Origin of the sequence: Methylocella tundrae, assembly GCF_038024855.1 — a bacterium.
GTDB lineage: Bacteria > Pseudomonadota > Alphaproteobacteria > Rhizobiales > Beijerinckiaceae > Methylocapsa > Methylocapsa tundrae.
Window position 1 is genome coordinate 3,533,322 of sequence record NZ_CP139089.1, and the last position, 26,457, is coordinate 3,559,778.

The 26,457-nt window shown below is 61.8% G+C and carries 29 protein-coding genes; 17 read left to right on the forward strand and 12 right to left on the reverse strand.

The genetic code is table 11. From position 1 onward, the window contains the following. Nucleotides 1–59 precede the first annotated feature (59 nt). Nucleotides 60–359, reverse strand: coding sequence for a hypothetical protein (locus SIN04_RS18500; RefSeq protein ID WP_134491640.1), 300 nt, complete (start codon nt 357–359; stop codon nt 60–62). On the opposite strand from SIN04_RS18500, the gene SIN04_RS18505 reads away from it, so the two are divergent. From SIN04_RS18505 to SIN04_RS18540, 8 genes are read left to right on the forward strand one after another with little or no spacing between them, the layout of a single operon-like run. After that, a complete protein-coding gene (locus SIN04_RS18505) occupies nt 359–658 on the forward strand; it encodes a phenol hydroxylase subunit (RefSeq protein ID WP_134491642.1) in 300 nt (99 codons plus the stop codon). The two genes, SIN04_RS18500 and SIN04_RS18505, sit on opposite strands and share 1 nt — an antisense overlap. A gap of 15 nt (nt 659–673) precedes the next feature. Then, nucleotides 674–1,684 (forward strand): aromatic/alkene monooxygenase hydroxylase subunit beta, encoded by a 1,011-nt coding sequence (locus SIN04_RS18510; protein ID WP_134491644.1) that lies wholly within the window; start codon nt 674–676, stop codon nt 1,682–1,684. After that, nucleotides 1,681–1,953: an MmoB/DmpM family protein gene (locus SIN04_RS18515; RefSeq protein WP_134491646.1), complete on the forward strand. Its 273-nt coding sequence runs from the start codon at nt 1,681–1,683 to the stop codon at nt 1,951–1,953. Before SIN04_RS18510 ends, SIN04_RS18515 begins: the two co-directional genes overlap by 4 nt. 35 nt (nt 1,954–1,988) lie before the next feature. Beyond that, a complete protein-coding gene (locus SIN04_RS18520; RefSeq protein ID WP_341264126.1) occupies nt 1,989–3,527 on the forward strand; it encodes an aromatic/alkene/methane monooxygenase hydroxylase/oxygenase subunit alpha in 1,539 nt (512 codons plus the stop codon). 32 nt (nt 3,528–3,559) lie between these two features. Continuing rightward, on the forward strand, nt 3,560–3,919 hold the full coding sequence (locus SIN04_RS18525; protein ID WP_341264127.1) for a phenol hydroxylase subunit P4: 360 nt from the start codon (nt 3,560–3,562) through the stop codon (nt 3,917–3,919). Between the two features lie 13 nt (nt 3,920–3,932). Further along, the gene (locus SIN04_RS18530; RefSeq protein WP_134491648.1) at nt 3,933–4,985 is read left to right on the forward strand and encodes an NADH:ubiquinone reductase (Na(+)-transporting) subunit F; all 1,053 of its coding nucleotides are present in this window, start codon (nt 3,933–3,935) and stop codon (nt 4,983–4,985) included. 3 nt (nt 4,986–4,988) lie between these two features. Continuing rightward, on the forward strand, nt 4,989–5,357 hold the full coding sequence (locus SIN04_RS18535; protein ID WP_134491650.1) for a 2Fe-2S iron-sulfur cluster-binding protein: 369 nt from the start codon (nt 4,989–4,991) through the stop codon (nt 5,355–5,357). 11 nt (nt 5,358–5,368) lie between these two features. Next, nucleotides 5,369–6,304 carry a catechol 2,3-dioxygenase gene (locus SIN04_RS18540; RefSeq protein WP_341264128.1) on the forward strand — a complete coding sequence of 312 codons (936 nt, stop codon included), beginning with the start codon at nt 5,369–5,371 and terminating at the stop codon, nt 6,302–6,304. 82 nt (nt 6,305–6,386) lie between these two features. Here SIN04_RS18540 and SIN04_RS18545 read toward each other — a convergent pair whose 3' ends face one another. From SIN04_RS18545 to SIN04_RS20325, 9 genes are read right to left on the reverse strand one after another with little or no spacing between them, the layout of a single operon-like run. Further along, on the reverse strand, nt 6,387–6,584 hold the full coding sequence (locus tag SIN04_RS18545; RefSeq protein WP_134491652.1) for a 2-hydroxymuconate tautomerase: 198 nt from the start codon (nt 6,582–6,584) through the stop codon (nt 6,387–6,389). A gap of 10 nt (nt 6,585–6,594) precedes the next feature. Beyond that, nucleotides 6,595–7,365, reverse strand: coding sequence for a 2-keto-4-pentenoate hydratase (locus SIN04_RS18550; RefSeq protein WP_134491654.1), 771 nt, complete (start codon nt 7,363–7,365; stop codon nt 6,595–6,597). Next, nucleotides 7,362–8,396 (reverse strand): 4-hydroxy-2-oxovalerate aldolase, encoded by a 1,035-nt coding sequence (dmpG, locus tag SIN04_RS18555; protein WP_134491656.1) that lies wholly within the window; start codon nt 8,394–8,396, stop codon nt 7,362–7,364. Before dmpG ends, SIN04_RS18550 begins: the two co-directional genes overlap by 4 nt. After that, nucleotides 8,396–9,337, reverse strand: a complete 942-nt coding sequence (locus tag SIN04_RS18560) for an acetaldehyde dehydrogenase (acetylating) (protein ID WP_341264129.1) — start codon at nt 9,335–9,337, stop codon at nt 8,396–8,398. Before SIN04_RS18560 ends, dmpG begins: the two co-directional genes overlap by 1 nt. A gap of 3 nt (nt 9,338–9,340) precedes the next feature. Further along, entirely contained in the window at nt 9,341–10,135 is a 795-nt protein-coding gene (locus SIN04_RS18565; protein ID WP_134491658.1) for a 2-keto-4-pentenoate hydratase, read from the reverse strand. Between the two features lie 16 nt (nt 10,136–10,151). Beyond that, nucleotides 10,152–11,663: a 2-hydroxymuconic semialdehyde dehydrogenase gene (locus SIN04_RS18570; RefSeq protein WP_134491660.1), complete on the reverse strand. Its 1,512-nt coding sequence runs from the start codon at nt 11,661–11,663 to the stop codon at nt 10,152–10,154. Nucleotides 11,664–11,707: 44 nt separating this feature from the next. Further along, entirely contained in the window at nt 11,708–12,139 is a 432-nt protein-coding gene (locus SIN04_RS18575; RefSeq protein ID WP_134491663.1) for a GlcG/HbpS family heme-binding protein, read from the reverse strand. A gap of 19 nt (nt 12,140–12,158) precedes the next feature. Next, the gene (locus SIN04_RS18580) at nt 12,159–13,079 is read right to left on the reverse strand and encodes a catechol 2,3-dioxygenase (protein WP_134491665.1); all 921 of its coding nucleotides are present in this window, start codon (nt 13,077–13,079) and stop codon (nt 12,159–12,161) included. Nucleotides 13,080–13,081: 2 nt separating this feature from the next. Then, nucleotides 13,082–13,264: a hypothetical protein gene (locus SIN04_RS20325; RefSeq protein ID WP_244606004.1), complete on the reverse strand. Its 183-nt coding sequence runs from the start codon at nt 13,262–13,264 to the stop codon at nt 13,082–13,084. A gap of 314 nt (nt 13,265–13,578) precedes the next feature. Between SIN04_RS20325 and SIN04_RS18590 the strand changes: the two genes are divergently transcribed. From SIN04_RS18590 to SIN04_RS18605, 4 genes are all read left to right on the forward strand, one after another. Continuing rightward, nucleotides 13,579–13,833: a hypothetical protein gene (locus tag SIN04_RS18590; RefSeq protein WP_134491669.1), complete on the forward strand. Its 255-nt coding sequence runs from the start codon at nt 13,579–13,581 to the stop codon at nt 13,831–13,833. A gap of 710 nt (nt 13,834–14,543) precedes the next feature. Further along, nucleotides 14,544–15,521 carry a SphA family protein gene (locus SIN04_RS18595; protein ID WP_134491671.1) on the forward strand — a complete coding sequence of 326 codons (978 nt, stop codon included), beginning with the start codon at nt 14,544–14,546 and terminating at the stop codon, nt 15,519–15,521. A 107-nt stretch (nt 15,522–15,628) separates the two neighbouring features. After that, entirely contained in the window at nt 15,629–16,456 is an 828-nt protein-coding gene (locus tag SIN04_RS18600) for an alpha/beta fold hydrolase (protein ID WP_134491673.1), read from the forward strand. A gap of 312 nt (nt 16,457–16,768) precedes the next feature. Then, nucleotides 16,769–17,473, forward strand: a complete 705-nt coding sequence (locus tag SIN04_RS18605; protein WP_134491675.1) for a GntR family transcriptional regulator — start codon at nt 16,769–16,771, stop codon at nt 17,471–17,473. Nucleotides 17,474–17,882: 409 nt separating this feature from the next. On the opposite strand, the gene SIN04_RS18610 is transcribed toward SIN04_RS18605, so the two are convergent. Further along, a complete protein-coding gene (locus tag SIN04_RS18610) occupies nt 17,883–18,620 on the reverse strand; it encodes a sensor histidine kinase (RefSeq protein ID WP_244605889.1) in 738 nt (245 codons plus the stop codon). Between the two features lie 1,051 nt (nt 18,621–19,671). On the opposite strand from SIN04_RS18610, the gene SIN04_RS18615 reads away from it, so the two are divergent. The 5 genes from SIN04_RS18615 to SIN04_RS18635 all read left to right on the forward strand — a co-directional run bounded on the left by SIN04_RS18615 (nt 19,672) and on the right by SIN04_RS18635 (nt 25,597). After that, nucleotides 19,672–20,262 carry a hypothetical protein gene (locus tag SIN04_RS18615; protein ID WP_341264130.1) on the forward strand — a complete coding sequence of 197 codons (591 nt, stop codon included), beginning with the start codon at nt 19,672–19,674 and terminating at the stop codon, nt 20,260–20,262. Between the two features lie 104 nt (nt 20,263–20,366). Then, complete coding sequence (locus SIN04_RS18620; protein WP_134491679.1) at nt 20,367–20,660, forward strand: GlsB/YeaQ/YmgE family stress response membrane protein; 294 nt, start codon at nt 20,367–20,369, stop codon at nt 20,658–20,660. Between the two features lie 378 nt (nt 20,661–21,038). Next, the gene (locus SIN04_RS18625; RefSeq protein WP_134491681.1) at nt 21,039–21,230 is read left to right on the forward strand and encodes a hypothetical protein; all 192 of its coding nucleotides are present in this window, start codon (nt 21,039–21,041) and stop codon (nt 21,228–21,230) included. Nucleotides 21,231–21,530: 300 nt separating this feature from the next. Next, on the forward strand, nt 21,531–23,894 hold the full coding sequence (locus SIN04_RS18630) for a heavy metal translocating P-type ATPase (protein WP_134491683.1): 2,364 nt from the start codon (nt 21,531–21,533) through the stop codon (nt 23,892–23,894). 488 nt (nt 23,895–24,382) lie between these two features. After that, nucleotides 24,383–25,597, forward strand: a complete 1,215-nt coding sequence (locus SIN04_RS18635; RefSeq protein WP_134491685.1) for an MFS transporter — start codon at nt 24,383–24,385, stop codon at nt 25,595–25,597. Nucleotides 25,598–25,643: 46 nt separating this feature from the next. On the opposite strand, the gene SIN04_RS18640 is transcribed toward SIN04_RS18635, so the two are convergent. After that, a complete protein-coding gene (locus SIN04_RS18640; RefSeq protein WP_134491687.1) occupies nt 25,644–25,976 on the reverse strand; it encodes a c-type cytochrome in 333 nt (110 codons plus the stop codon). Nucleotides 25,977–26,457: the final 481 nt, after the last annotated feature.

The window sequence follows — 26,457 nt, forward strand, 5'->3', positions numbered from 1 at the left end:
ATGAGGGCGCCGCCGGCGAATTACAAATCCTTAGCTCAAAGATGCGGCTGTTCATTGTCCTACGCGCGCCTCTTCATCAGATGATGAAAGCTGCTGCGATGCAGCGTCATCAAATGCTTAGACCCGCGCTCCAAAACAGGCTGGCGGATCGCCGTCGAGATGTCCGTGCTGTGCCTTAAAGCGCTGTTTTCACGACACAATCGAAAATAGCTGCCAGTGATATTCATTTTTTTTCCTTGTTGATTGAACCGGAAGGCTCGCCGCCGCATCATCGTCCCGCTCGCATCAATGTTGTGCGACAGGGAGGATTGAAATGGCGGACCACCGATGGTCGGCTGCTGCCGAACACGGCGCGCCAATGCGCGCCGCCAGCATCTCAAAATATGAGCGCGAGGATGATGGTGCGACGCTGGATCTAGCCCGTCGCTACATCCGCGTCGTTGGCGTGAGGTGTGGATTCATCGAGTTTGAGTTCACCATCGCTGATCCAATGCTGACTATCGAGCTCATCATGCCGCCCAGCGCATTTGATGAGTTCTGCCGCGCACAAGGCGCCAACATAAGCGCGACCGACGATGTCGAACTGGCGTTCGCTCGGCTGCGGGAGCGGAGCGCGGGCCAGTCGAAGACCGCGAGCACAACCACAAGCAAAAATTAAGAGGAGGACGACGCAATGGCGCTTGAGATCAGAACCAGTACCGTCCGGCAACGGCGACAGACTTTCTCCAATGTGGCTCGCCGGCTTGGCGCCGACAAGCCGGGGTCCCGTTACGAGGAGGCGTTGTACGACCTCCAATCCGAAGTGAACTTCCACTATCGGCCAACCTGGGATCCGGCGCACGAACTGTTCGACAAGAGCCGGACGAAAATCAGCATGGCCGATTGGTACCAGCTGAAAGATCCCCGGCAGCTCTATTACGGCACTTACACCATCCAGCGGGCCAGAATGATGGAGGCGGTCGAGAAGAACTTCGCCTTCGCGGAAAAACGCGGGCTGCTTTACTCGTATGATCCAGAGTGGCGGGAGGTGATCCGCTTCTATCTGCTGCCGCTCCGTCATGTTGAGTGGGGCGCGAACATGAACGCCTGCAATATGGTTGACAAGGGCTACGGCGTCGCAATCACCCAGCCCGCAATGTTCGCCGTTACGGATCGCCTGGGGATTGCGCAGATCATCAGCCGCATCGGCCTCGCCATGGGGGGCGCCGGCGCGTTGGACCAGGCCAGGGAGCGTTGGATTACGGCGCCCGAATGGCAGCCGATGCGCCGGCTCGTGGAAGACACGCTCGTCATCGAGGATTGGTTCGAGCAGTTCGTCGCCCAGTTCCTGAGCCTTGACGGATTGCTCTATCCGCTGGTCTACGGTCAATTCGACGCTGCGGGCCTGCAACATGGCGCCGGCGCCCTCTCGATGCTCGTTGAATTCATGGTGGACTGGCAGGATGACACCGCCAAATGGGTCGACGCTGTGCTGAAACGCGCCGCCAGCGAGTCGGCCGCCAACCGGCAGTTGATCGCCGGATGGCATGAGGAATGGATTGAGCGCTCCCGCGCCGCTCTCGCGCCGCTTGCGCAAAAGGTGCTTGGGCCGGCCGCTGAAGAGGCGTTGTCCTCTGTGCAAGCGGCGCTCGAGAACAGGGCGGACCGGTTGGGCGTCCGACTTTCCACGGAGATGGCGGCATGAGCAGCGAAGTCTCGATCAGCTTGCAGAATACAGACGACGGGCGAGGGATCATCGCCGCCATCGTTGCGGACAATCCGAAGGCGAAGGTCAGCAGCTATCCGGCGATGACGAAAATCGACTGTCCCGACCGCTTGGTGATGAATCGGTCCACGATAGAGCAGCAACTCGGGCGCGAATTCGATCTCCATGAGCTGAACCTCACAATGATCAGCATTTCGGGAAACGTCGACGAGGACGACGACCGATTGCTGCTCATGTGGAATTCCTGAATCAATGAGGACTCGGCACTTTTAGGAGAAATCTGATGAACGTCGTCAACCCCAATGAACGCCCTCGCAAGCTCAATCTCAAGGAACGCTACGCCATTCTGACGCGCGGCCTCGACTGGCAGCCGAGCTATCAGGACAAGAAGAAGATCTTTCCCTTCACCGACTATGAGGGAATCAAGATCCACGACTGGGACGCATTCGAAGATCCCTTCCGCCTGACGATGGACGCCTACTGGAAGTATCAGGCCGAGAAGGAGCGCAAGCTCTACGCCGTCATCGACAGTTTCGCGCAGAACAATGGACAGATGAATATTTCCGATGCGCGATATATCAACGCGTTGAAAATCTTCATCACCGCCGTGTCGCCGCTCGAATACGCCGCGCATCGCGGTTTCGCGCATCTCGGCAGGCATTTCGAGGGAGTTGGTCCGCGCGTGGCCTGCCAGCTTCAGGCGATCGACGAACTCCGGCATGTGCAGACGCAGATTCACACGATCAGCCATTTCAATAAGTTTTTTGATGGTCTCCACGATCCAATGCATATGTACGATCGCGTTTGGTATCTTTCGGTGCCGAAGTCGTTTTTCGAAGACGCGATGACTGCGGGACCGTTCGAGTATATCACCGCAGTCTCGTTCAGCTTCGAATATGTTCTGACCAGCCTGTTGTTTGTGCCGTTCATGTCGGGCGCCGCCTATAACGGCGACATGGCGACGGTGACCTTCGGCTTCTCGGCGCAGTCTGATGAAAGCCGGCATATGACGCTTGGGCTGGAGATCATCAAATTCATGCTGCAGCAGGACGAGGCCAATGTGCCGATCGTTCAGAAATGGATCGACAAGTGGTTCTGGCGCGGATACCGCCTGCTCTCCATTGTCGCGATGATGATGGACTACATGCTTCCGAAAAAGATCATGTCATGGAAGGAGGCGTGGGAAATGTATTTCGAGCAGGGCGGGGGCGCGCTGTTTCAGGATTTGTCCCGCTACGGCATCCGTCTGCCAAAATATCATGAGGTCGCGAAGGCTGAGAAGGATCATTACAGCCATCAGGCCTGGAGCACTTTCTACCAATATTCTCACGCCGCGGCGTTTCACACCTGGACGCCGAGCGAAGACGAGATGGCCTGGTTCGCAGAAAAATATCCCCAGAGCTTCGACCAGCTCTACCGGCCGCGCTATGAACATTGGGCCAAGGCAGCGAAAGCGGGCGAGCGCTTCTACAATAATGGGCTGCCGCAACTCTGCCAGGTCTGCCAGATTCCGACGTTTTTCACCGAACCGGGCGATCCGACGCGGATAGCCACGCGGACGACGACATACAATGGCGAAAGATACTATTTTTGCTCTGACGGATGCCACGACATCTTTGAAGATGAGCCCGAAAAATATGTTCAGGCCTGGTTGCCTGTGAGCCAGATCTTTCAGGGCAATTGCGGCGGCGCGACCGTGCCCGAGGTGCTCGACTGGTATCATTTGAACCAGGGCGCCGATAATCTGGACTATGTCGGATCGCCTGATGAGAAGCTCTGGGAAGAATGGCGGGCCGAACGCAAGCGCGTCGCCACCCCCTGAACAACACTTACAAAAAATCGAGGAAACGTCGCATGACCACTGTAGCGATAGGACCTTACGCGTTCCCCCCGCGTGATCGGGTCGAAAATTTCCACGGGCTTCAACTCGTGCATTTCTTGTGGGAAAGGCATCTGATGTTTGCGTCGCCGGTCACAGCGCCCCTATCCGCCGCGACGCCGTTCTCTGCGGTTATCGGCGAGGTTCTGCCAATGCTTTACAGCAAGCATCCTGACTTCGCCGCGATCGACTGGAACGCCGTGGAGTGGGACTGCGACGGCGTCCCGTTCACTCCTGATCTGGCGCTGACCCTGGCCGATCTCGGAATTGGCCACAAATCGCTGTTGCGGTTCCGCACGCCTGGCCTCGAGGGCTTGGCCAAAGCGAACTTCTGAGCGGATCGTCGCCATGACCTATCAGCTCACAATCGAACCGCTCGGGGAGACAATCGCTGTCGAGGACGGCCAGACCATGCTCGACGCCTGCTTGCGCGCGGGCGTCTGGCTTCCGCACGCCTGCGGGCACGGTCTGTGCGGAACGTGCAAAGTGGAGGTCCTCGAGGGTCAGGTGACGCATAACGAAGCGTCTTCCTTCGCGCTCATGGACTTTGAGCGCGATGAAGGAAAAGCGCTCGCCTGCACCGCCACGCTCGACGCCGACACCATCATAGAAGCCGAGATCGACAACGATCCCGACGCGCGCCGGATCCCGATCCGCGATTTCAAGGGCGTGATCGAACGCGCGCAAATGCTGGCCGAGGATGTTCTCGGCCTCTGGCTCAAAGTGCCGGGAGAGGGAGTTGCGTTCCAGGCCGGGCAATATCTCGCCGTATCGGCGCCCGGAGTTGAAGGCCCGCGCTCTTTCTCGATTGCGAGCCCCCCCTCGCAACCCAACTGCATAGAGCTGCATATCCGTATTGTGCCTGGAGGCAAGGCGACGACGTGGCTGCGCCAAAATGCGGCGCCGGGTATGCCGCTTGACTTCGCCGGTCCCTACGGCCGTTTCTACGTGCGCCATTCGGTCGCCCTGCCGAGATTGTTTCTTGCGGGGGGCTCCGGCCTTTCGAGCCCCCAGAGCATGATTCTGGATCTGCTTGAACGCGGCGAAACTCAGCCGATCACGCTTGTCCACGGAGCGCGGAGCGCGGACGGCCTCTACCATAGCGCGCTGTTTCGCGAGCTTGCCGAACGCCACGGGAATTTCCGTTACATTCCCGCGGTTTCAGGCGAGACCGATGGATGGAAGGGCGAAACCGGCTTCGTGCATGAAGTGATCCATCGGCTATACAACGGGCGTTTCGATGGCAACCAGGCCTATCTGTGTGGTCCGGCGCCGATGATCGACGCCTGCATCACGACGTTGATGCGGGGCCGCCTGTTCGAACAGCACATCTTTACCGAAAAGTTCCTGACGCCGGCGGACGCGGAAAAGGCGCGCTCGCCGCTTTTCAGGAAGATCTGACAAATGGCCCCGCTCCTCATCCAAGTCCTCAACGTCGACCAGCCGTTTCGCTGTGGGCCTGACGAAACGGTGTTGCGGGCGCTCGCGCCCATCCACCACGACCGGATCGGTTCGGGCTGTCACGGCGGCGGTTGCGGGGTCTGCCGCATTCGCGTGCTGCAAGGCGATTATGTAGTTGGTTGCATGAGCCGGGCGCACGTCAGCATCGAGGAAGAAGCTTCGGGATTGACGCTGGCGTGCCGCACCTGGCCGCGCTCCGACCTCGCCGTCGAGCCGGTCGGCAAGCTGCCGGCGCGGCTGATGCGCCGCTTCCGCCTGCTGCCGCCAATGAACGATGATCGGGTCCAAAGTCCCGACGACAGGGAGAAATGAATATGGCGGTCATGAGATTAGGCCATGTAAAGCTGCGCGTTCTGTCGATCGACGACGCGATCGATCATTACACCAATACGCTCGGCCTGCTTGAGACGCATCGCGATCCCGACGGCTCCGTCTATCTGAAGGGATGGGACGAGTGGGACAAATATTCGGTTGTTCTGTCGCCGTCCGACCGGGCGGGCCTTGAGCACGTCGCTTTCAAGGTCGAAAAGGATGCCGAGCTTGACGCCTATCGTTCGCGCATCGAGGCTCGCGGGATCAAGGTGATGGAGCTGAAGCCGGGCGCTCTGCCATTCTGCGGCCGCGCGCTTCGGTTCCTGCTACCCAGCGAACATGAGTTCTTCCTATATGCCGAGAAGGACTTCGTCGGTAAGGCGGTGGGCGCGCTTAATCCGGAGCCTTGGCCGGATGGATTGAAGGGGGCCGGCGTTCATTGGCTCGATCACGTGATGCTCATGTGCGAGGTCGATCCGGCCCGCGGCATGAACAAGGTCGCCGAGAATGTCGCTTTTTTCCGGGACGTTCTTGATTTCGGGCTGTCGGAACAGGTGCTGGCGGGTCCTGAGGGCGAGGTGCAAGCCGCAGCCTGGATGTTCTGCACGACCACGCCGCACGACATTGCTTTCGGCGCGGGGCCGCGCGGCGGCCTGCATCACATCTCTTTCTTTCTGGAAGATTGGTCCGACATCCTTAAGACTGCGGACATCCTCGCCAAGCGCCGCGTTAAGGTCGACGTGACTCCGCAGCGTCACGGAATCACGCGAGGCGCGACGACTTACTTCTTCGATCCCTCCGGCAATCGCAACGAGACCTTCGCAGGGCTTGGCTACCTCACCCAAAAGGACATGCCGACGATCACCTGGAACGAGGAACACCTGTGGCGCGGAATTTTCTATCATTCAGGCGATATTGTCGGCGACTTTCTCGGCGTCTACACCTGACCGCCGCCTCCGGTAAATCTCAAAGGCGGCGAGAAACGTAGCCGCCCGGCGCGTCGGCGGACATTCCGGCGGTCAGCCGCCGTCAGGACGGTTTCGGCGGCGCTCCCTTGAGGACGCCGCCGGCGGCGAAATGATGGGCGGGCACTTCGCGGATGATGATGCGCACGGCCTCGCGCGGCGCCTTGATCGAGGAGACGATCGCCTCGGTCACTGCCGCGACCAGTCGTGACTTATCCTCGTAGGTGCGTCCTTCGATCAGGGTGATCTCGACGATTGGCATGAAGCGTTCCTCAAGCGACGACGGAGAAGGCGACGGCGCCGAGACTCTGGAATGTCGTGCGCACATATTGGCCGGGCGTCAACGGATAGGCGGCGGTGGCGCCGCCCGCCATGACGATGTCGCCCGGCTCCAATCGCTCGCCGGCGCGTGCGACAAGACGCGCGGCGGAGACAAGAGAGCGGATCGGATTGCCGAGTATCGCGGCGGATGAGCCGATCTGCACCGGGCGGCCGTCGACCTCCATCACAATGCCGAGGTTGGCTACGTCCGTCGACGCCTTCGCCCACGATCCCACATAGAAGCCGGAAGAAGACGAATTGTCGGCGACGACGTCCGGCAGAGCGAATTTGAAGTCGCGATAACGACTGTCAATAATCTCCATCGCTGGAGCCACCGCCTCTACGGCCGCGAGCGCTTCGGCCGCCGAGACGTCGCCTTCAAGCGGCTTGCCGATAATATAGGCGATCTCCGGCTCGACGCGCGGATGGACATAACGAGACCGGACGAGGTCTCCGCCCTCGATCAGCCGCATGGCGTCGGTGAGCCGGCCCCAGATAATCTCCGAGACGCCGACCTGTTGCATTTTCGCGCGGGAGGTCAACCCCATCTTGTATCCCGCGCGCCGTTCGCCGCGCGCCCGTCGCCGGGCGAGAGACAGCGCCTGGATCGCATAGGCGTCTTCGACCGAGAGGCCGGGCAGGCTTTCGGTCAGTTGCGGGATGGCGATGGCGGTGGACGCCGCCTCGTCGACAATGGTCGCGAGTTCCGCGAGGCTGGTCATGCGGCTTCTCCGCGATTCTTGAGGATGTCCAGCGCGACGTCGACAATCATGTCTTCCTGGCCGCCGACCATGCGCCGCTTGCCGAGTTCAGTGAGGATGTCGCGCGTATCGACGCCATAGAGTTTCGAGGCGTTTTCCGCATGGCGCAGGAAGCTCGAATAGACGCCGGCGTAGCCGAGCGAAAGCGACTCGCGGTCCACCCGCACCGGACGGTCCTGCAGGGGCCGCACGAGATCGTCCGCCGCGTCCATCAACATGTGCAGGTCGCAGCCGGTCTCGATTCCCATGCGGTCGAGCACCGCGATCAGAGCTTCGAGCGGCGCGTTGCCGGCGCCCGCGCCCATGCCCGCCAGCGAAGCGTCGACGCGTACGGCGCCTGCCTCGATTCCCGCCACGGCGTTGGCGACGCCAAGCGTCAGATTGTGGTGGGTGTGCACGCCGATTTCCGTCTCGGGCTTCAGCGCGCCGCGCACCGCTTTTACGCGCTCGGCGTACTGGTTCGGCAGCAGCGCGCCAGCCGAATCCGTCACATAGACGCATTCGGCGCCATAGCTTTCCATCAGCAGCGCCTGCTCGACCAGCTTCTCCACCGGCGCCATGTGCGCCATCATCAAAAAGCCGACCGTATCCATGCCAAGCTTGCGGCCCGCCTCGATATGCTGGCGCGAAACGTCCGCTTCCGTGCAATGGGTGGCGACCCTGACGGAACGCGCGCCCGCCTCATAGGCGCGCTTGAGATCATGCACGGTGCCGATGCCCGGCAACAGCAGCACGGTGATGCGCGAGAACGTGCATTCGCCGGCGACCGCTGCGATCCATTCGGCATCGTCATGCGCGCCGAAGCCGTAGTTGAAGGTCGAGCCGGTGATGCCGTCGCCGTGGCTGATCTCGATGGCGTCGACATGGGCGCGGTCGAGCGCACGGGCGATGGCGCGCACCGCGTTAAGGCTGTACTGGTGACGCACTGAATGCATGCCGTCGCGCAGCGTCACGTCCTGGACGTAAAGCTTGTTCGGATTGATGCGGGCCATCACGCGGCCTCCTTCTGCAATTGCTTGGCCGCCCAATGGTCGGCAGAGACCAGAGCCGCGGAGGTCATGATGTCGAGATTGCCGGCATAGGCCGGCAGGTAATGCGCCGCGCCTTCCACCTCGAGCATGATCGTGGTTTTCAGGCCGGAGCACAGGCCGACGCCGGGAATGCGCACCGGCGCGTTGTCGCCGATATTCTCGAACTGCACCTTCTGCTTCAGGCGGTAGCCGGGCACATATTTCTGCACGGCGGCGACCATGTCGAGGATCGACTGCTCGATGGCTTCCCTGCTGCCGCCCTGCGACAAAGTGAACACGGTGTCGCGCATGATCAGCGGCGGCTCGGCGGGGTTGAGAATGATGATCGCCTTGCCATGTTCGGCGCCGCCGAGGATCTCGATCGCTTTCGAGGTCGTCTCGGTGAATTCGTCGATGTTGGCGCGGGTGCCGGGACCGGCGGATTTCGACGAGATCGAGGCGACGATCTCGCCCCAAATGACGCGGTCGGTGGCGCGGCGCACGGCGCGCACCATAGGGATCGTCGCCTGGCCGCCGCAGGTGACCATGTTGATATTAGGCTCATCGATATTGGCGTCGCCATTGATCGCCGGAATGGTGAAGGGGCCAATCGCCGCCGGGGTCAGGTCGATCACCTTCTTGCCGTCGGTCTGGAGAAGCGCGTTGTTGTGGACATGGGCGCCGGCCGAAGTGGCGTCGAAAACGACTTGAATGTCCTTGTATTCGGGTATCTTCCGCAACCCGTCTATGCCCTCGTGGGTGACGGGAACCTTCAAACGAGCGGCTCTCGCCAGCCCGTCAGAGTTCGGATCTATGCCGACCATCGCGCCCATCTCGAGGTTTTTGGAGGTGCGCATGATCTTGATCATCAGATCCGTGCCGATATTGCCCGATCCGATGATCGCGCATTTCACTTTGGCCATGTGTCACTCCTTGGCGAAGGCGGCGCAAACGGAGCCGAGGCCCTCGATGCGTACGTTGAAGACGTCTCCCGGCGCGACGGCGGCCATGGGTCCGAGCGCGCCGGATAGAATGGTGTCGCCGGCTTTCAGCGGATAGCCGACGCGCGCCATGACCTTGGCGAGCCACAAAGCGGCGTTGAGCGGCGAGCCCATGCAGGCCGCGCCAGCGCCGACCGAGACGGGTTCGCCGGCCTTCTCCATCACCATGCCGCACAGACGCGGATCGAAGGCGTCGAGCTTCACCGGGCGCGAACCCAGCACGTAAAGGCCGGAGGAGGCGTTGTCGGCGATGGTGTCCGTGATGCGGATGTCCCAGTTCTGGATTCGCGAGCCGACGATCTCGATGGCCGGAACCGCATATTCGATCGCCCGGAAGAGATCGCTGACAGTCAGCTGTTCCTGCGTGAGATCGCGGCCGAGAACATAGGCGATCTCGCCTTCGACCTTGGGTTGCAGGACGTCCGCGAGAGCGATGTCTTCCGCGTCGCCCCGCGCCATGTCGGAAAAGAGCATGCCATAGTCGGGCTGGTTGACGCCCAGCTGGCGTTGCACCGCGAGCGATGTCAGCCCGATCTTGCGGCCGACAAGACGACGGCCCGTCTTGATCGCGCGCCTCGTGTTGATTTCCTGGGCCGCATAAGCGGTTTCGAGATCGTGGGCGGCGAAAAGATCCCGGATCGGAGCGCAGGGAACGCCCGATCCGGCCGCCGCATGGAGCCGATCGGCGGCTTCGCGGAACGACTCATTTGACGTGGTCATGTCTTCCATTCGCCTTTCAGAGTTTGACGCAGATGTTGGTGAGCTCGGTGTAGAACTCGAGCGAGTGGACGCCGCCCTCGCGGCCGATGCCCGACTGCTTCGCGCCTCCGAAAGCGGTGCGCAGATCACGCAGGAACCAGGAGTTCACCCAGCAGATCCCGACATCCATTCTGGATGCGACCCGATGGGCGCGCGACAGATTCTCGGTCCACACCGCTGCGGCGAGGCCGTAGGGCGTCGAATTGGCGAGCTCTATCGCCTCCTCCTCAGTGTCGAAGGGGCGGATGTGGCAGCAGGGGCCGAAGATCTCCTCATTGACGATCGCGGCGTTGTCTGGAGCGCCAGTCCATATGGTCGGCTCGATCCATGAGCCGCCGGCGAGATCGGCCGGCACCTTGGGCACTCCGCCGCCGGTAATCACCGTGGCGCCTTCCTCGATGGCCCTGGCGTAGTAGGACAGAACCTTCGCCTGATGCTCCTTGCTGACCAGCGGGCCGATCCCGGTCGACGGATCCTCGGGCCGACCGGGGCGGAGAGATTCGGCGCCCTGCTTCAGGCGCGCGACGAATTCGTCGAAAATGTGCCGCTCGACATAGACGCGCTCGGTGCCGAGACAGACCTGCCCGCAATTCGAGAAAGCCGAGCGCATGGTGCCTTCGACCGCTTTGTCGAGATCGGCGTCGGCGAAGATCAGCGCGGGGTTTTTTCCTCCGAGTTCGAAGGATACCGGCCGGATGCCGTGCGCGGCCTGGCGCATGATCGCCTCGCCGGTGCGGGTCTCGCCGGTGAAGGTGACGCCGTTGACGCGAGGGTGCTGGGTCAGGAGCTCCCCGGCCGAATTCGGGCCGAGCCCGTGCACGACATTGTAGACTCCCCTTGGCACGCCGACCTTGTTCATCACCTCGCCGAGGAGGGTCGCCGTGAGCGGGGTTTCTTCAGATGGCTTCACCACCACGGCGTTGCCGAGCGCCAGCGCCGGGCCGACCTTCCAGGTCATCAACAGAAGCGGCAGGTTCCACGGCGATATGACCGCAATCACGCCGCGAGGACGCCGCAACGCATAGTTGAGGGCGCCGGCGCCGTCGGGCGTCGTCATCGGGAAGCATTCGGTCGCGACCGTCTTGGCGACGTCGGTGAACATCTTGAAGTTCGCAGCGCCGCGCGGAATGTCGATATGCGACGCCAAACTCATCGGCTTGCCGGTGTCGAGGCATTCAGCTTCAAGGAATTCATCGAAGCGCCGGTTGATCTCATCGGCGACGGCGCCGAGCAGGTCGGTGCGCTCCACCACGCTCATCCGGCCCCAATCCCCGCGCAGGGCGGCATGGGCGGCCGTCACCGCGGCGTCAACCTCGGCGCGGCCGCCCTCGGGCACGCGGCCGATCAGGCTGCCGTCGACAGGGTGGAAGTTTTCCCAGCTCTTGCCTGTGGTCCCCTGGGTGAACGCGCCGTCGATGAAATGGGCGGCGTCTCGCCGCGCGCTCGACTGGCCGAGAGGGCGGCGCTCGTAAAGCTGGTGAATGGTCATGGGCAATCTCCTTGCACGGCCGCTGGCGGCGGAATTCTAAGGTTTCAAGCGGGAGTCGGGCCGAGGACTGCAAGTCCTGCCGCCGCCGCGGCGCGATCGTCGTCTTCCGAGCCGCCGGAAACGCCGATGGCGCCGACGATTTGGCCATTTTCGACAATTGGCAGGCCGCCGCCGAACAGGACGACCCCCGGACGCAATGCGATCCCCTCGCGCAGCACCTCCCGATGGGAAAGCGCGGCGGCGAGATCATCGGTGGAGGTCTTGAAGACGGCGGCCGTCCAGGCTTTGTCGCGCGCGATCTCAACGGACGCGGAAAAGGCGCCGTCCGCCCTGAGACATGCCACAAGGTCGCCGCTCACATCGACTACGGCCGCCACCACGGCGGCCCCGCGTTTCGCCGCATGAGCGACGGCGGCGGCGACGGCCTGGCTGGCCGCCGCCGAGGTGACGGTGGCCATCATATGGGAGATCGTCATGGTTTGTCTTACCGCCTCGTCAGGTCACGACCGAAAGGAAAGCTTCGTTCAAGACGCGCTCGTAGTAGAAAATCGCCTTGCCAATGTGAGCCTCGTCCCAGGTGCGGGTCGGATGGTCCGGATAATAGGTATAGCCGCCGCAAAAGACCTCGTTGCGATTGCCGGACGGATCGAAGAAGTAGATCGTCTGTCCGCGCGTGATGCCGTGGCGGGTCGGACCGAGGTCGAGGGACATATCGTAGTGGGTGAGGATGTCTGCCGCGTGGCCGATGTCGTTCCAGTTCTCGAGTTCGAAAGCGGCGTGATGCAGCTTGTTCGGCTCGGGATATTTCACGAAGGCGATGTCGTGGGCCTTCATGCCGCAACTCAGCCAGATGGCGAACACGCCGTCGGGCGTCTCGACCTGCTCGGCCAAACGGAAATCGAGCGCTTTGGTGAAGAAGTCGAGATTCTTGTCGACGTGGGGACCATAAAACAGGGCGTGGTCGAAGCGGCGCGCGCGCATGCCGTGCGGACATTCCAGCCAGACCCCCGGATTTTCGATCGCGGGCTTCGGGTCGGATTGGTCAGCATGGGAAAAGAGTTCGATGCGGTGGCCGGAGGCGATCGTCCAGCCGATGCGTCGGCCGACGCCGGGCTGCTCGCCGGCGGGGACATGATCGACCGGAAAGCCGTATTCGACGATGCGCCTTTCGAACATATCGAGGTCGCTGTCATTGAGAACCTTGAACGCCATCAGGTCGACGCCGGCTTCGGAGGCGCGGCGCAGGACGAAACTGTGGTGATCAAATTCATCGGCCGACTTCAGATAGACGCGGCCGTCGGGACCCTCGGTCACCTGATGCAGTCCGATACGATTGGTGTAGTGTTCAACCGCAGCGGCCATGTCGAGTACGCGCAACTGAATGAATCCGGGTCGCAATACGCCTGTCTGAGCCATGCTCATTCCTCCTTGGTGTATCGGCCATTTGGCCTTTTCTCTTTGATGACAGTCTGTGTTTCGAGGCGCAGCAGAAGATTGCTGAGCGGATAGACGGAGCAGGACAAAATGAGCCTGTCGGCTTCGTCCACTTCCGAGATGTGGGCGCGGCTCATAGGCTCGCTTCGGTATTCGCCTTCGAGCACTCTGGCGCGACAGACGCCACAGCCGCCGCGGCGACATCCAACAGGCAGTTTGCAGGGAAGACCCCGAAGTCTGCCCGAACCCTGGCCCTTTTCGAGCGCGACAAGAACACGTTCGCTAGCCAGGCAGGACGTCGATCCCGCGCCTTCAACAGTGATGATGAAGCACCCGGTCTTCAACGGCCGCCGCCGTAAGCCGCCTCAATCGCCTTTCTGGCGTCGCGTACCCGCTTGACGCCTTCTCGCCGGGCGGAAATTCCGTCCAGATCGGTCCGTCTGTCCGTCAGGCGTCTGCCCGAAGCTGGCCCGGGCGCAAATTGGCCCATTTCATCCTCCCGGATTCTTTAGAGCGATGCCGAAAAGCCGCAGATTTTTTGGACCGGCATCATGCTTTAACTTATTGGAATCAATATCATTTCATGATTCTGGATTTGATTCAGTCCGAAATCGTCGGAGCTTCAGATGCTCTACGGCTCGACGCGTTCTTTATCCAGCGCCGTCCGAAAGCTGTCAATGATAATTTCGAGATTTCAGATAAAATCGGATTTCTTGGCGCCAGCGCCTTTCTTTAAAATGGCGCGACTCTCCAATTGCCTTTTCCAGAACCATCTCGTGTTGGTCGGCGCGCGAGGGCGCGCACTTGGCCAATGGTGGATGACGACACGCAGGAGTGCGGGACAATGGAGCAAGAACCGCCCGCATTCCCCCTCAATCTCTGATAAACGGCAGATTACAGATAAATACGAGAGTTTGCATAGTTTATAATAATCTCGAGATTTCTATTGACTCCTCCGACGGGCCCGGCCGATAAAAGGCCATAAGAATGGGATGGCCCTGAAGCGCGTCCCACGTCGCAGCGGGGGAGGGGAGAGATGGGCGTCCGGCAGCCTTCGGAAGGCGCAATGCGCTCGACGATGCGCAAGCGCCTAGGGCTTACGCTTGCGCTCCTGCAACAGTGTCAACCCTCTTCCCTGAGTTCGAGCGCGGCGCGCCGGATGAGTCCGATTATGTCCACGAGCGGCTAAAACCCGGCGACAGCTTTCTGTTCCTTGATGCCCATGGCCGCTTTTTCGGGGCGACGTCGCGGGTGTGGACGGCTCCCGTTTCCGGCCGTCGCCAATCAAGCGCCTTGGCGCCGTCTCCGATCGTGCTTGAGAAGACCAATGCCCGGCTTTTCCAGAAGTTATGACGTCGTGTGGTTGGCCATGAAGGTCCTCTTCGCCTGCAGCAGCCATTGCCGAATTCGCTAATCAACATTCGAAAAAACGTTCAGGGGGAAACGATGTCTAAAAGAGCAATGCGCGTTATTGCCGGCGTTGTCGCCAGCGCGCTCACGTGTGGAGTCCTTGTTGAGCGCGCGGCCGCATGGGAAGCAGGCTATCTGGTCGGGACGTTTCCGGGGATCACCTTGGGCCTGCCGATGGGGGCGAACCCGCCGCCCGGCGTTTATCTCACCAACCTTGGAAACTATGGCACCGACGTCTTTACCGGACATGGCACCGCGGGACCTGCGGGCGCTTCTCTGGGCGAAGTCGGCGCCAAAATCGATCTCGGCCAATATGTCCCGGTCCTGACCTGGTCGACGCCTTGGACGATCCTTGGCGCCACATGGTCAATGACTGTCATTCAACCGATGATTACGAGCTCCTTCTATGAGCCCGGCGGCGCGATCATTTCCAACCCGGCCGGCCTGCACAATATCATCCTGAATCCCTTCAACCTGTCATGGGAGCTGGCGCCAGGTTTTTTCGGCGCCCTTGGCCTTGATGTGATTCCTCCAACCGGACGAATTTCGGGCGCCACCGGATTGGCGAATTGGGGCCAGCCCATCGTTACGATCGAGCCTCGCGTTTCATTCAGCTATCTTGCCGATGGGTGGAATATAACGTCCTCGTTTCGCTTTGGCGTGAATACCGCGAATACATATACCGGCGTGACCGACGGCGCCTATCTTCACACGGATCTAACGCTCGCAAAGAAATTCGACAAATGGGAATTGGGCGCGGTCGCCTATGGCGTCAACCAAATCGCTGCGGATAGCAATTGCGGCTCCAAACCGGCGGGATATTGCGCCTACGGAGAGGATGTCGCGCTCGGTGGCCTGGCTGGCTACGACTTCGGTCCCGCGAGCGTCAAGGTCATAGTCACCGATTCCGTCTACACGCGCAATTTCGCTGGCGGCTGGCGCGTCTACACGCAGCTTGCATTTCCGTTGTGGGTCGATCAACCGCCCAAACCATTTGTGGCCGCCAAGTTCTAAATGGGAGCCGCGATTCTCCGGGTCGGCGACGGCGCGGCGGACGTCGGGTTTGATGTTGTCTTTCATCGGGATTAGATCCCCGCTTAAGACGTTTGAGGAGAATGGACATGAATGTCGCCGTCAATCCCGAGATCGCCCAGTCGATCGCCGCCGGCGAGATCTCGACCAACTATCATGACCAGGGCGAGGGCGCGCCGCTGCTCATGATTCATGGCTCGGGGCCGGGCGTCTCGGCCTGGGCCAATTGGCGGCTCAACATAGGTCCGCTGTCGAAGCATTTCAGGGTCATCGCGCCCGACATGGTTGGCTTTGGCTTCACGGAGCGGCCGAAAAGCGTCGCCTACGGCAAAGAGCTGTGGCTTCGACACCTTGCCGACTTCCTGGATTCCCTCGGCCTCGAGCAGGTCGATATCGTAGGCAATTCGTTCGGCGGCGGCTTGGCGCTCGCCTTCGCCATAGCTCATCCGGAGCGGGTGGGGCGTTTGGTGCTGATGGGAAGCGTCGGCGTGCATTTTCCGATTACGCCTGGTCTTGACGCCGTTTGGGGTTATGAGCCGTCGCTTGAGGCGATGCGCGGCTTGCTCGACATTTTCGCCTCCAATCGTGAACTCGTCAGCGACGAACTGGCGGAGCTGCGTTACCAGGCCAGCATCCGTCCCGGCTTTCAGGAGTCTTTCTCGTCGATGTTTCCAGCCCCCCGTCAGCGTGGGGTCGACGATCTCGCATCCAGCGAGGCGGATATCGCCGCGCTGGTCCAGCCGACATTGATCATACATGGCCGTGAAGATCGCGTCATCCCGCCAGCCGCCAGCCGCCGTCTGTTCGAGCTTGTTCCGAATGCCGAGCTGCACATGTTCGGCCGCTGCGGACACTGGACGCAGATCGAGCATACAGACCGCTTTAATCGGCTGGTCATCGACTTTCTGAGGCGCTGACGGGCGCCGATATCGGCAGGATTACTCGAAATGGCTCTTAGACAACAGGCTTAAGCGCAGCTTTGTTCGATCTTTCGATTGCGTTAGATCTCATTTTTGTTCTTCAGGATAATTATCTTCAATATAAGTAAAAACCTGATGTCCGCTAAAATCGGCGCCGAGGCCGTAATGCGATAATTTAAGGCGGCGTCAGTTATTGATATGAATCACGAAATTTGGTATTATTACGAATAATTCCAGTAAAATAAGCTGTTTTTGCGACGGCTTGTTCATTTGCTCTCTCAGGTGCTGAAGATGACGACGGGCTATGAAATGAACGCGTTATCTGGCCGCGCGAACGGGGCTGTCTCGGCGCGCAGCCTGGTCGAAGCGGCGTATGGCGCCGTGCGCCAGGACATTCTGAGTGGCGATCTGGCGCCCGGGACCAAGCTGATGGTCGAGTTGCTCAAGGAGCGCTACAATGTCGGAGCCGGCACGCTGCGGGAGGCGCTGATTCGTCTTGTCGGCGAAGCGCTCGTTATTTCGGAGGAGCAGCGCGGCTTCCGCGTCGCCTCGATCTCGATTGAAGATCTCGCCGATCTGACGCGCAATCGCGTCTTTGTGGAAGCCGAGGCCCTACGTCAGGCGATCGAGTTAGGCGATGATTCTTGGGAGGCCGATATCGTCGCCGCCTATCATCACCTCTCAAAAGTCGAAGAAAGACTCGGGGCGACGCCTGAAACGCAAAGCGATGATTTCGAGTATCGCAATCGAAATTTTCATCGCGCCTTGATAGCCGCCTGCCCCTCGCGTTGGCTGCACCATTTCCACGGCATTCTGTTCCAGCAGTCTGAACGTTACAGGCGCATTGCGCTGACGAGCAGGCCTGTGCGGCGCGACGTTCACGCCGAGCATGAAGGTCTTATGAAAGCGGCGCTCGCCCGCGATTCCAAACTAGCGTGTCGACTGGCGTCCGAACACATCGAACGAACGCTCGACGTCTTAAGCAAAGTCCTTGCCGCCGCGGCAAAAAAGTAGCGCCGTTTCGGCCGCCCGGCGTTTCATTCGCTCCTCCGGCGTTTGCGAACCCGAGGTTGTTCATGCCGGATGAAGGACGATTGGCGCCTATGGAACTCGCGTCAAATCCGCCGGCAGTTTGAGCGTGACCGCGAGCCACGGCTTCCGTCAGTGCGTGGTTCCGCCGGCCCTTTCGCATGGCGTCGCGATCGTTGAATTCTAAACTCAGACCGCGCCTCGCGGCAAAAGAAGCCGGGACCGCCCTGATGCGCCGCCGCGCGAAAGCCTCGAATTGCGAACCTATCTGTTCTTTGGATCATGCCGGCCGCCACGGCGCCGCCTGAGACGGCGTTAGCTTGGTCCGTTCGTTCTGGACAAAAAGGCTCACGGCATTGCTTTTCCGAAGCTTGCCCCCGGTCCTTCATCGTTTTCAGTTTGAAATTATGGGCTGAAGGGCCGCGAGTGGAACATCCAGTTTGCAGACGACCCCACCTGGCGCAAACGTCAACCGCGCCTCTCCTTGAAGCTGCCCCACAAAACCCCGTTCGATCAGACGCGTCCCGAAACCACGACGCGTCGGCGCGTGAACGGTCGGACCGCCCTTCTCTTCCCAAGCAAGTTGAAATTGCTTGGCGCGTTCATCAACCGTCGCCGTGATCTCGACCCGCCCTTCAGGCGTTGACAAGGCGCCGTATTTGACCGCGTTCGTACAGAGTTCGTTGAGGGTCATGGCGAGGGGAAGCGCGGCGCCGGAGGCGACTTCTATGTTCGTGCTCTGAATAAAGAACTGACCGGCGCCGAGGGTATCGAAGGGCGCAGTCGCCATCTTAAGCAGGTCCGCCAGCTTTACGCTATCCCAACTGGTTCGCAAGAGCAGGTCATGCACGCGTCCCAAGGCCGCAAGGCGCGCTTCGATCGCCTCCCTGCCTTGTTCAAGGCTTTCCGCGGATCGCAGGCTTTGGTTCGTAATCGCCTGGACGATTGCGAGCGTATTCTTCACCCGGTGATGAAGTTCGTCCAAAAGGATGCGTTGCAGCCGGTCGGCGACTTTGTGCTCCGCCGCATCGATGCCGGCCTGCGCCAGGAGGCTGCGGAGGTTAGCATTCTGCGCCTCAAGTCCCATTTCCTCTTCACTACCCATGCCCGATGTCTGCTCGCTCGCGATCATTAGCCCTTCCGCAATCTAACGCCTGCGCCCGCCATTCTCAGCGATGAGCTCAATCCCCGCATCTGATCGTTGAGCGAAGGCAGGCGCTTGTTGTACGCGGATCGAGGGCAACCCCGCTTCAGTGACGACGGTTCTGCTGGCCGATCTACGGTGGATTTTTAATCTCGTTGCTCACTGTTTTTATACGGCGCAGATTTCGAGCGAGGCGGCAGCCGCGAAGATAACGAGCTCAAGGAGCGGCTCAGCTAGGGATCGGGGCGGCGTCCGCGGCGGTCAGCGCCCGCACCCTATATTCGCCGGCAGTCTTTGCCCCTGCTTTGATAAAATAGGAGCATGGCGAGAACTCCTCGTGTTCGCCGTCCGACGACGAGATGACCCACCGATATGTGCCTTTATCAATTGAGCATGGCCGAACGATAACGGTATAGGTACGGGCGGCGCGCTTCTGCATATAGCATAGTGCCATGAACCGGAGCCGAGGAAAAGCGCCGCTGCTTGCCCGGCAAATTAATAACTTTTCCTCAGGCGCGCCCTGGGAGCGTCGTCGTTCTCCGCGATGCGCTCGACGCCGGCGGCGGTGAAAATCGCGCCGCGGCGCGGTCGAGGCGCTTTTCGATTCGTATGAGGCGCGCTTCAGCCTTTGCCTTGTCCTGTCGGCGGCGCCAGTTCGGCGCGCCAAAGGCTTCCATCGATCACGGCGCGCCGCCGCCGCCGTGCTCGTCAGAGAATTCGCAGCAATCCGCAAGTGTTATAGGCGCGGACCGAGCAGCTACACTAGCAGGGATCTTGGATAGAACTTTTCATTTGAAATGAAGGGCACAGGACCGCATCTATTTTTTTGGAAGAGCGGGGATTTAATTATGAACCGTCGACCCCGTCGCGCGTTGACTTCGCGGTACGAAACGACACAGCGGTTCGCCGCGGGCTTGGCTTTCGGGCGCAATTTCTGAACATCACCACATTCGGACACTCGGACCGCAAGGCCGAGAATGTTGTCGCATGAGCGAACCCTATTTGTTTCAACATCGGAAACCAGACAGGAGAGAAGATCATGCAGAAGCGAATCGGATCGAGGCTTGCAGTTATAGGAATGGCTGCCGCCATTGTCGTTCCTTCGGCATATACCGCTTACGGCCGGAGCTATCGAGACCATCGGACTGAACGGCCCGAACTCTCAATCAATCAAAGCGTCGACCGGGCCGACGCGCGCATCGCTGATCTTAAAGCCGACCTTCGGCTGACGGCTGATCAGGCCAAAAATTGGCCTGGAGTTGAATCCGCACTACACGACATTGCCGCCAAGCGCGCGCAGAACCTGGCAGGCGAGCCTAATCTTAAGGCCGGCCGCTCCTCCAGCGAAACACCCACCGCCGCGGCCCCTCCCGCTACAGATGAACGCGCGGATGTCGCCGCCCGGGCGGAGCGCGACGCGCGTAACAATCCGAAGCAGGATGACATCACAGCGATGCAGAGCGAGGCCGACGCGCTCGCGGTGCAGTCAGCTAACCTGCGCCAAATCTCGGAGGCGGCCAAACCGCTGTATGACTCGCTCGATGACCGTCAGCGCCAGCGGCTCGTGCAGTATGTTAATGAAGATGTGTGGGCGAACGAGATGGACTATGCGCGCCGGCGCCGTCACTGATTTGTCGTACGCTTAAATGGGGCGCCTGTAGCGGCCCAGGTCCTTTTGATCCCGCGCGCCCTATGCTTTGTCCAGCTCTCGAATGGATATAGAGGGACACGAAGATGCACATGTCGGGTGAAAGTCTCCTGATCATATTGGTGGTCGGCCTCATTGCTGGATGGCTTGCCGGCCAGATCATGCACGGCGCCGGGTTTGGAATCGTCGGCGATCTCATCATTGGAATCGTGGGCGCCTTCATCGGGAGTTGGCTGCTACCTCAGCTCAACATTCATCTCGGCTCCGGCATTATTGCGGCGATTCTCAGCGCCACCGTCGGCGCTCTGCTATTGCTGCTGATCGTCGGGCTCATTCGTGGCCGCGCCGGGCGGAGATGGAATTGGGGCAGGCGTTGGTAGCGAATTGTTCTGCTTCCGCGGTCTTATCCACTACCGGCGCCGTGGATCGCATGGTCGAGTTTTGCAAGCACGCGGAACAGCGCGAGCCCGCGCGTGAGCAGCGCTATATAAAAGGGAGAAGCTCTGGCGCTGAGAAATCAATTGTCCGCAATCGGCTGTCCGATCAAAATCGCGGGTCTTGATTGGCGCTTCAGTCACGCCTTTAGGGGCAGTCGGGTCGCCTGCAACCGAGCGCCGCGTTTCCGGCGGCGGCGCCGCGGTATGGGCTTCCATGCATGGATGAGACCGGCGCGAAACGAGCTTTTGACGCTCAGCGCGGCAATGTATGCTGGTCCGCCGCGTTTCGGTCGCGGTAAGCGGAGCATCACAGGAGGCACAATGTCTGACGCCGCAACCCTCGTCGAACTCGACGAACGCATCGCCGCGATCCGGGAGAATCTCCGCGAACTCATCGAACAGGCCGCGGGCTTTTCCGGAGCGGAGGACGAGACATTCACAGCCGACCGCATCGCTGAGCAGGAAGCCCGGCTGGCCAGTCTCCTGAAGGAGCGGGAGGTGTTGGCCGGTTAGGCGTCGCGAGGATCAGCGGGAACCGCTGCAACGGACGGCGTCGGCGATACCGGAGCCCTGGCAATGGCGCGGCATCCTGCCGGGCCGCCCCCGCGCCAGGCAGCCCCAACAGACCTTGAACGATCCGCGAAGCCGACCAAGATGGGAAGAGCGGGCGGGATGGTTTTCTGACTGCGGCGTCGCCGACCGGAGAATTCAACGCGAACCGCGCGCAATTGAGCGAGATCATCGACAGCCGTCAGCGTAAACCTATGTCGTCAGGCCCGGGTCGAGGCTTGAGAGCTCCAAAGAACCACTGAAATGTTCAATGAACGGCTGGCCCGACGCGCCCTGATAGCGATCGCATTGTTGGGGCTCGCCGGTGGGCTCGGCGCCGCCTTCTCTGGCCGCGCGGATCTTGCGCGCTGGATCTGGGCGGCGGGCGCGATTCCCGTGGCCGCGAGCCTCGCCGTCTCAATCATTCGGGACCTGATTTCCGGTCGAGCGGGTGTAGACGCCGTCGCCTTCGTGTCGATGACGGCGGCGCTCGCCCTCGGCGAGCCATTGGCCGCGGCGGTCGTCGCGGTCATGTATGCGGGCGGCGGGGCGCTCGAGGATTTCGCCGTTGGGCGCGCCGAGCGGGAGCTTAAGTCGCTCGTCGACCGCGCGCCTCGCATTGCGCATCGCAGGGTGGAGGATTCTTTCGAGGACGCGCCGATCGACGAGGTGTCGATCGGCGACACGCTCCTCGTGCGCGCCGGCGAGATTGTCCCGGTCGATGGCTTGATCACCAGTTCCGGCGCGTCGCTTGACGAGTCGGCCCTTACCGGCGAGCCGATGCCGGTCTCGCGCCGCACCGGCGAAGCAGCGCGCAGCGGCACGGTCAACGCTGGCGAAACCTTCGAGATGAAGGCTTCGGCGACCGCGGGCGAAAGCACATACGCCGCGATCATCGGTCTCGTCACCGCGGCGCAAACAGCCAAGGCGCCCTTCATCCGGATGGCGGATCGCTACGCTTTGCTTCTCCTGCCTGTTGCGCTCGCGCTGGCCGGCGCCGCCTGGGGTTTTTCGCACGATCCCATTCGCGGCCTCGCCGTTCTCGTCGCGGCGACGCCGTGTCCCCTGATCCTCGCCGCGCCCGTCGCTTTTATCGCCGGAACCTCGCGCGCTGCGCGCCGCGGCATTCTCATCAAGGGGGGCGGACCGCTGGAGGCGCTGGCGCGCGCGCATACGGTGATGTTCGACAAAACCGGCACCTTGACGGTCGGCGGCGCGCGGCTGGTCTCGATCGAGGCCGCGCCGGGCGCGGATTCCGATGAGGCGCTCCGGCTGGCCGCTTCTCTCGAGCAGGCGTCGCATCATGTCGTGGCGGGCGCCATCGTATCCGCCGCTCTGGGTAAAGGTCTTTCCCTGCAAATCCCGGCCGAGGTCCGCGAGACGATGGGATCGGGACTCGAGGGCGTGGTCGACGGGCGAAAGATTTGCGTCGGCTCGCATCAGCTCGTCTCTGGCGGAAGCCGCCCCGAGGCTTGGGCGGTTCGCGCGCTGCGGCGGGCGTCCTGGCGCTCCGCCCTCAGCGTGTTCGTTTCCGTGGACGGGCGCATCGTAGCCGCTTTGCTGCTTGCGGATGAGCTTCGGCCCGAGACGCCGCGCGCGGTCCTGGCCTTGCGCGCCGCCGGCGTATCGAGGATCGTCATGGTGACGGGCGACCGCGCGGACTCCGCGGAGACGATCGGCGCGGGGCTCGACCTCGACGCGGTCCTCGCTGATCGGGCGCCGGCCGACAAGGTCGAGGCTGTCGCGACCGAGCAGCGGCTGAACCCGACCGTGATGGTCGGCGACGGCATCAATGACGCTCCGGCGCTGGCGGCGGCGGACGTCGGCATCGCCATGGGGGCGCGCGGCGCGAGCGCGTCGTCGGAGGCGGCGGATGTCGTCATCCTGATCGACCGGCTGGACCGCGTTTCCGACGCGGTCTCCATCGCGCGGCGCACCCGCGCCATTGCAGTGCAAAGCATCATCGTCGGAATGGGGCTTTCCGGATTGGCCATGGCGGCGGCGGCGATCGGCTGGCTCACCCCGGTCGCCGGGGCGTTGACGCAGGAGGCCATCGACGTCGCAGTGATCCTCAACGCGCTGCGGGCGCTCGGCGAGGGGCGCGGATCCGAGCGCGCCGCGATGCCGGCCGCCGCCGCGCGGGCTCTGCGGCAGGACCACGAAGACCTCAAAATGCGCCTCGATCGCCTGCGCCAGATCGCGGACGCCCTTGATGACGCCGCGGGCGAGGCGGCTGTCGGCCTGATTATCGAGGCCAATCGCATTGTCGACAACGACATCGTTCCCCACGAGCGCGACGACGAAGGCTCTGTCTATCCGCAGCTCGCAAGCGTCTTCTCCAACAAGCACGGCCTGTCCGCGATGAGCCGCGCCCATCGCGAGATCCTCCATCAGGCAAGGCTTTTGGGACGGCTGGCGGATGGACTCCATGCGGACGAATCCGACCGGTACATCGTGCGGGACGCGCAGCGCATCATAGACTCGATCGACTCCCTCGTGCGGCTGCACAATGCGCAGGAGGAGGACATCTATCAGAACGTCGTCGCCAATTGGGACGCCGAGGTTCAAGCGCAGGGGCGCGGCAAATCCGGCGCGGCCGGCAAGGGAAACGTCCCAGCGCGCGGTTAGAGCATGATGCCGAAAAGTTGCAGACTTTTCGGGCCCACATCATGCGGTAAAACAAGGGCTTAAAGAGCGGAATGCGATTCCGCTTGAACGCGTTCCGCTCTCGGCGTCCCGAAGCCCGCCGGACTGAAGGCGCGGAGCGGCCAGCGCCAGGACCGGTTCTCCTCAGCGGAAAACGACGCTCCGGCCGTTGTCGTCATCCGGTGTTCGAAGCTGGCCGCGAAGACAAGGCGCCGCAGGGGGAGCGTCTCCTCTCTGGGAGACGGGGAGCGGTCTTGGCCTTGCGATCGCTGGAGACATGTTTGAAGCCTGCGGCAGACGCTTCGCCTGGAAGAGAGTTCGCTCGGCGGTCTGCGCGGCCATCGCTCACCCGCTGGTGGAAACCGTCCGCGGGCCGCTATAAGGAGATCGCGGCGCGATCCGCCGCCGGAGGCCGCGCGCCGGCGGAAGCGGCCGGGACTAGAGATGCACGAACAACCGGCAACCAAACGATGACCGTTGACGCTTCAGGGCCGCAGAGAGGATGGCGCGCGCTTCCCGCCGGGATTTGGGCGCTCGGCTTCGTCAGCCTGTTCATGGACATCTCCTCCGAGATGATCCACGCGTTGCTGCCCGTCTATATGGTCACGGTGCTTGGAACTTCGGTCCTGACCGTCGGCTTCATTGAAGGCGTCGCCGAAGCGACGGCGTCGATCACCAAGATATTCTCCGGCGCCCTCAGCGACTGGCTCGGCCGGCGCAAACTCCTCGCCGGCGTCGGCTATGGTCTGGCGGCTTTCACAAAGCCGATTTTTCCGCTGGCCGCGACGGTACAGTGGCTCATCGCGGCGCGGTTCATTGATCGAGTGGGCAAGGGTATTCGCGGAGCCCCGCGCGACGCCCTGGTCGCGGACATCAGTCCAGCGCATTTACGCGGCGCGAGTTTTGGCCTGCGCCAGTCGCTCGACACGATCGGCGGGTTTTTGGGCCCCATCGGCGCAATGGTTCTGATGTGGCTGACCGCGGATCATTTCAAGGCGGTTTTCTGGATCGCCGTCATTCCGGCATTTATATCATTTGGCCTGCTCCTCGTCGCCGTGCGCGAGCCCAAACGTCCCGCGAATCTACGCCGCGTCAGCATGCCGCTGAGAAGGGCCGAACTCGCCCGGCTCGGGACGGATTACTGGCGGGTCGTCGCCGTTGCGACCGTCTTCACCTTCGCCCGTTTCAGCGAGGCGTTCCTGGTGCTGCGCGCCCAGTCGACCGGCCTGCCGCTTATGCTCGTGCCGGCGGTCATGGTCGTGATGAGCGTCGCCTATGCGGCCTCCGCCTATCCCGCCGGCGTGCTGTCGGACCGCGTCGATCGATATGCAGTGTTGACCATCGGCCTTATCTTCCTGCTGGCCGCTGACGTCACGCTCGCCTTCTCGTCCGGCGTCGCCGGCGTTGGGATCGGCGCGTTTTTGTGGGGACTGCACATGGGCTTTACACAGGGCCTGCTCGCGACTTTGGTCGCCGATACCGCCGCCCCCGAATTGCGCGGAACCGCTTTCGGCATGTTCAATCTGGTCACAGGGCTGGCGTTGCTGGTCGCCAGCCTCGTCGCCGGCGCGCTATGGGATGTATTTGGCCCCGAAGGCACGTTCCTGGCCGGCGCGGGATTTACTCTCCTGACCCTGGCCGGGTTGCTATTTGTTCGCAAGCGGCCGGGCAGGGCCACACAGTAAACCGGCTTATGGCCGTCCCCGCCAAGGCGCAACCGCGCGCTGTCGCTCAGCGAGCGAGCGTGCGGATATAGGCGACGAGGTCGCCGATTTCGTTGCGCGACAGATTCATGTCCGGCATTTTGGGATGCGGGTAGCTCAGAAAAGCCTTAAGGGTTTTTGGCGTCAGCTTGTCGTCGGCGATCGACGAGAAGCTCGGCGCGTCCGAGTTGCCTTTCGTCTGATCGCTCGAGACCACATGACAGGAGGCGCACCAGCGCTTGGCGATGATCTTGCCCTTGGCGGTGTCGTCGGCGCGGGCGCAGAGCGGCAGGGCGATCAACGCGACACAGGCGAGCGCCGCACCAAGCTGGCGTCGAGCAAACGGAATGGATTGAGACATTTTGCTGCTCACGTTACGCCAAAGCTTTTGCATATAAGCACCATTTGCTGGAACAATAAAGTCTCGGCGCGAGCGTTCCTTATGAACCGCCAGGAGGCGGCGGCTTCGATAAAAACGCGCGTCAAACACCATAGCGAATGGGAAGCGCCCTGAGCTTGAGCCGGATCAAGGGCGCGAACTAAACAATCAGGCCGCGCGTCCGAAGCGCCTGAGGGCGCTTCGGACGCGCGGATAGGCCCGGTTGAAACTTCCGCGGCCGCGCGATCGTAAATTGATCGTGGACGGATCTCCCCCGGTCCGGACACAAGGCGGGCCCTTCCCGCAGGAACCGGACCGTTTCGCCACCCCCTTGAAGCCGCCCCGATCTCCTTCAAGGCCCAACGATCGTGCCTCCGGTAGTTCTTTGCTGAACTGCCCCCGCCGTCCGATACGCAAGGGCGCGCGGGGGTTCTGCCTGAAAAGGCGACGCCGTGACGGCCGC

What these genes read in the sequence shown, in the direction of transcription:
- SIN04_RS18505 (WP_134491642.1), top strand. Translation starts at nt 359, where the DNA reads ATGCGCGCCGCCAGCATCTCAAAATATGAGCGCGAGGATGATGGTGCG.
- SIN04_RS18510 (WP_134491644.1), top strand. Translation starts at nt 674, where the DNA reads ATGGCGCTTGAGATCAGAACCAGTACCGTCCGGCAACGGCGACAGACT.
- SIN04_RS18515 (WP_134491646.1), top strand. Translation starts at nt 1,681, where the DNA reads ATGAGCAGCGAAGTCTCGATCAGCTTGCAGAATACAGACGACGGGCGA.
- SIN04_RS18520 (WP_341264126.1), top strand. Translation starts at nt 1,989, where the DNA reads ATGAACGTCGTCAACCCCAATGAACGCCCTCGCAAGCTCAATCTCAAG.
- SIN04_RS18525 (WP_341264127.1), top strand. Translation starts at nt 3,560, where the DNA reads ATGACCACTGTAGCGATAGGACCTTACGCGTTCCCCCCGCGTGATCGG.
- SIN04_RS18530 (WP_134491648.1), top strand. Translation starts at nt 3,933, where the DNA reads ATGACCTATCAGCTCACAATCGAACCGCTCGGGGAGACAATCGCTGTC.
- SIN04_RS18535 (WP_134491650.1), top strand. Translation starts at nt 4,989, where the DNA reads ATGGCCCCGCTCCTCATCCAAGTCCTCAACGTCGACCAGCCGTTTCGC.
- SIN04_RS18540 (WP_341264128.1), top strand. Translation starts at nt 5,369, where the DNA reads ATGAGATTAGGCCATGTAAAGCTGCGCGTTCTGTCGATCGACGACGCG.
- SIN04_RS18545 (WP_134491652.1), bottom strand. Translation starts at nt 6,584, where the DNA reads ATGCCAATCGTCGAGATCACCCTGATCGAAGGACGCACCTACGAGGAT.
- SIN04_RS18550 (WP_134491654.1), bottom strand. Translation starts at nt 7,365, where the DNA reads ATGACCAGCCTCGCGGAACTCGCGACCATTGTCGACGAGGCGGCGTCC.
- dmpG (WP_134491656.1), bottom strand. Translation starts at nt 8,396, where the DNA reads ATGGCCCGCATCAATCCGAACAAGCTTTACGTCCAGGACGTGACGCTG.
- SIN04_RS18560 (WP_341264129.1), bottom strand. Translation starts at nt 9,337, where the DNA reads ATGGCCAAAGTGAAATGCGCGATCATCGGATCGGGCAATATCGGCACG.
- SIN04_RS18565 (WP_134491658.1), bottom strand. Translation starts at nt 10,135, where the DNA reads ATGACCACGTCAAATGAGTCGTTCCGCGAAGCCGCCGATCGGCTCCAT.
- SIN04_RS18570 (WP_134491660.1), bottom strand. Translation starts at nt 11,663, where the DNA reads ATGACCATTCACCAGCTTTACGAGCGCCGCCCTCTCGGCCAGTCGAGC.
- SIN04_RS18575 (WP_134491663.1), bottom strand. Translation starts at nt 12,139, where the DNA reads ATGACGATCTCCCATATGATGGCCACCGTCACCTCGGCGGCGGCCAGC.
- SIN04_RS18580 (WP_134491665.1), bottom strand. Translation starts at nt 13,079, where the DNA reads ATGGCTCAGACAGGCGTATTGCGACCCGGATTCATTCAGTTGCGCGTA.
- SIN04_RS18595 (WP_134491671.1), top strand. Translation starts at nt 14,544, where the DNA reads ATGTCTAAAAGAGCAATGCGCGTTATTGCCGGCGTTGTCGCCAGCGCG.
- SIN04_RS18600 (WP_134491673.1), top strand. Translation starts at nt 15,629, where the DNA reads ATGAATGTCGCCGTCAATCCCGAGATCGCCCAGTCGATCGCCGCCGGC.
- SIN04_RS18605 (WP_134491675.1), top strand. Translation starts at nt 16,769, where the DNA reads ATGAACGCGTTATCTGGCCGCGCGAACGGGGCTGTCTCGGCGCGCAGC.
- SIN04_RS18610 (WP_244605889.1), bottom strand. Translation starts at nt 18,620, where the DNA reads ATGATCGCGAGCGAGCAGACATCGGGCATGGGTAGTGAAGAGGAAATG.
- SIN04_RS18615 (WP_341264130.1), top strand. Translation starts at nt 19,672, where the DNA reads ATGCAGAAGCGAATCGGATCGAGGCTTGCAGTTATAGGAATGGCTGCC.
- SIN04_RS18620 (WP_134491679.1), top strand. Translation starts at nt 20,367, where the DNA reads ATGCACATGTCGGGTGAAAGTCTCCTGATCATATTGGTGGTCGGCCTC.
- SIN04_RS18625 (WP_134491681.1), top strand. Translation starts at nt 21,039, where the DNA reads ATGTCTGACGCCGCAACCCTCGTCGAACTCGACGAACGCATCGCCGCG.
- SIN04_RS18630 (WP_134491683.1), top strand. Translation starts at nt 21,531, where the DNA reads ATGTTCAATGAACGGCTGGCCCGACGCGCCCTGATAGCGATCGCATTG.
- SIN04_RS18635 (WP_134491685.1), top strand. Translation starts at nt 24,383, where the DNA reads ATGACCGTTGACGCTTCAGGGCCGCAGAGAGGATGGCGCGCGCTTCCC.
- SIN04_RS18640 (WP_134491687.1), bottom strand. Translation starts at nt 25,976, where the DNA reads ATGTCTCAATCCATTCCGTTTGCTCGACGCCAGCTTGGTGCGGCGCTC.